This window comes from Borreliella japonica (genome assembly GCF_900099615.1).
Taxonomy (GTDB): Bacteria; Spirochaetota; Spirochaetia; order Borreliales; family Borreliaceae; genus Borreliella; species Borreliella japonica.
The window spans coordinates 1-2,816 of the sequence record NZ_FMTE01000023.1 but is presented as its reverse complement, the minus strand read 5'-3'; the positions used below and the strand labels follow the sequence as shown (position 1 = coordinate 2,816).

4 protein-coding genes are annotated in these 2,816 nt (G+C 25.1%); 2 read left to right on the top strand and 2 right to left on the bottom strand.

Translation table 11 applies throughout. The features are described 5' to 3' along the window. Positions 1–240: 240 nt before the first annotated feature. Together BLO14_RS05650 and BLO14_RS05645 are read left to right on the top strand one after the other, a co-directional pair. Positions 241–597, top strand: coding sequence for a hypothetical protein (locus BLO14_RS05650; RefSeq protein ID WP_091973934.1), 357 nt, complete (start codon positions 241–243; stop codon positions 595–597). A gap of 79 nt (positions 598–676) precedes the next feature. Then, complete coding sequence (locus BLO14_RS05645) at positions 677–985, top strand: plasmid maintenance protein (protein ID WP_091973931.1); 309 nt, start codon at positions 677–679, stop codon at positions 983–985. Positions 986–1,152: 167 nt separating this feature from the next. Here the strand turns inward: BLO14_RS05645 and BLO14_RS05640 are convergent, their stop codons facing one another. Both BLO14_RS05640 and BLO14_RS05635 read right to left on the bottom strand, forming a co-directional pair. Then, positions 1,153–1,647 carry a P52 family lipoprotein gene (locus BLO14_RS05640; RefSeq protein WP_091973928.1) on the bottom strand — a complete coding sequence of 165 codons (495 nt, stop codon included), beginning with the start codon at positions 1,645–1,647 and terminating at the stop codon, positions 1,153–1,155. A 545-nt stretch (positions 1,648–2,192) separates the two neighbouring features. Next, a complete protein-coding gene (locus tag BLO14_RS05635) occupies positions 2,193–2,780 on the bottom strand; it encodes a chromosome replication/partitioning protein (protein WP_091973925.1) in 588 nt (195 codons plus the stop codon). Positions 2,781–2,816: the final 36 nt, after the last annotated feature.

Genomic DNA, 2,816 nt, shown 5'->3' with positions numbered 1-2,816 from the left:
TTACCCATTTGGCTTAACTGTTATTTATCAATTTTTAACTTTATAAAGAACACTAACTTTTATGGTACACTAATAATCATAATACTAAATTCGAAAAAAATTTATGCTAGATTATTTAATAATAAGCTGCTTCAATTTGAATTGCAAATTCTTGCATCAACCACTTGAAAAGTAATAATCTTATTAAAAGATATATAATTATTATAACAACTGTGTATTAAAATTTTTTTTGGGGGGGGTATGCTGCAAAGAAAATTTTTCAAAACAACAAACCATGAAAATTATCATAATAAGCCATATTATAGATTAATACTTTGTATTACAACAATAGAATACATAGACCGCTACAGTGGTGTTGGATACTATAATAGATACTATCTGAATAGTATGACAAATATCAGTATCAAAGAATTTATCTCTCTTAATAAAATGGAAATTGATTCAACCAAAGTACAAGAGTATATTGATATACTAGAACAAGAATTACAACTTATAACTAACAAATATAAGAAAGAAAACGATATATTTAAGCTTTATTATACTCTTAACTATCCTTTAGAAAAATGCTATACCATAATTAAGGATCATTATGAATGATGATGTGACTAACGCCCATAAAAACCTAAAACCCGTACATCAAACCTGGTGATAACAAAATCAAATTCATAGATAATTTATGAAAAATCAATTAATCAACAAATCGCAAATTGAATTAGAAATTCTTATCTTCACAATAGAACTAATGAACACCCAATTTAGTCAATATACTCCAGAAAATATCCTACAATGCTACAATGAGGAGCTTAAAAAAGTTGATTTGGCTATTTCTACAATAACAATAATGGAAAAAAAACTCAATAAACTACAAAAAATAAAAATTATAGCTAAATTCTACACTATAGATAAGGACTGTATTTTAGCCTATTACAAAATTAACTACCCTATACAAACATGTTATGCCAAAATTAAGGCACATTATACATAATAATGTGGCTAGCGCGAACTAAAAACCTAAAACTATTTTTACATAATGTATTAGGGCTTATAGAAACTTTTAGATTTGGGTCTAGGGTTAGTGATCACTATGGTTTTTTATAAAAGGATATAAATTTAATTATAGCGCTTATTTATATAAGTATATCTTTATTAAAATTAAAATTGTTTTACACTAAAATCTTTCAATTTTATCTCTAAAGACCGCTTTATCTTCCTATAAAGCTCACTGAAAGTAGGTGTATCTAAATCAAAACAATTTTGCTCATTATCCTCATCAAAACAATTATGTTCATCATCATCGAAATACAAAAGATTTACTGAACAAGTATCCTTGATACACATATACAAGAAAAAAACCTCTGTTTCAAATACACTGTTACTTACACGTATTTTCAATTTGCAAAATAGATTAATCAACTCTTTAGCCCTATTGGGGCCCAATTTTGTAAAAAACTCGTCAAAATCATTTTCATCATAATCATCAAATAGCGGCCATAAAAAATTAGAGCCATCGGGTTGATACTCCAAAACGTTATTATTTTGGAGACGATCTATAACCCGGCGCATATCATTTACAACACAATATTCAACCGCGCTTAACTTTAATTTTAACATTGTTTCTTTTCTGGAAAAGAAACTATTATAATTCATTTACTTGTCTCTTATATAAATATCTTGTGGTACTTGTAGCACAAGATATTATCAATCAAGGGTGAATAGCAAGTTTCATTTATACGCATAATTTCAATGCTTATTAAGCAATAATAATGCACTTTCCGCAAAAACTCAATTTAATATTTTTTGTGCGCTTAGTGGCCGATCGATCAAAACTAAAGAGAAAACTAAACGCAACTAAAGCTGCTATAAGTAGCTATCTTTTGCGCTTATAAATGAGATCATTTATATATGAGCCTATTTATATATAAGAATCTTACTATAATTGATAATTACAACCACAACTTGCTTATTTATATTTTTTTTGAAATAATTCATAACTTAAGCTTTACAAAAGCCATCATTGTTAATGAAATTATAAAATTATAAAAAATTGTAGTTTATTAGCCATCACCTTTAAACTAACGGCTACTATTTACAATACAAAAAGCTTATTGCTAAATAATAGAAAATAAATTTTAAGAAAAACTTAGATTTTTATTTAAAATAATATCATTGGCTTAACAAAATTTACTTTCAGTTTACTTTTTTTCATTATTATATTTATTTAAAATATCTAATAAAACGTCTTTTTTATTCTGCAAAAGTTCTTTTAAAATATAATTTACTCTTTTTATATCTTGTTTTACAAACTCATATAATTCTTTATCTTTCATGAAAATTCTAATAGAAACATTCTTATTATCTAATTTACTTATATTGTTGTTTAAATTTAATGATTTTTCTCTCAACATATGCTTTTTTATATTTTCAAGTCCCAATTCCTTAATCTTATTAATAGACAAACTACCATCCAAAACTTTTGCATAAAGTTTTAAGTAAAAATAAGCTTGGGTTTTGGCAACTACAAAAGACTTCACAAAAACATTAAAACTTTTAAAGCCATCGTATTTATAAAGTTTTTTTGTTTTAATTTCGTATAGAATTTTCATTCTTTGAATTTTAGTATCAATTTCATTGTCTAAGCTCATTTTTAATTGCTCTTTTAAATCTTGATAAATCATTAAATTTTTATCTTTATTGGTGTCTAAATTCGATAAATTATCAATATTTACGGTATTTCCAATTCTCTTATTAAGAGATAATTCTTTTTTATTTTTTTTACTCATACATATATCCTTAATATACTTTATTGTACCATATAT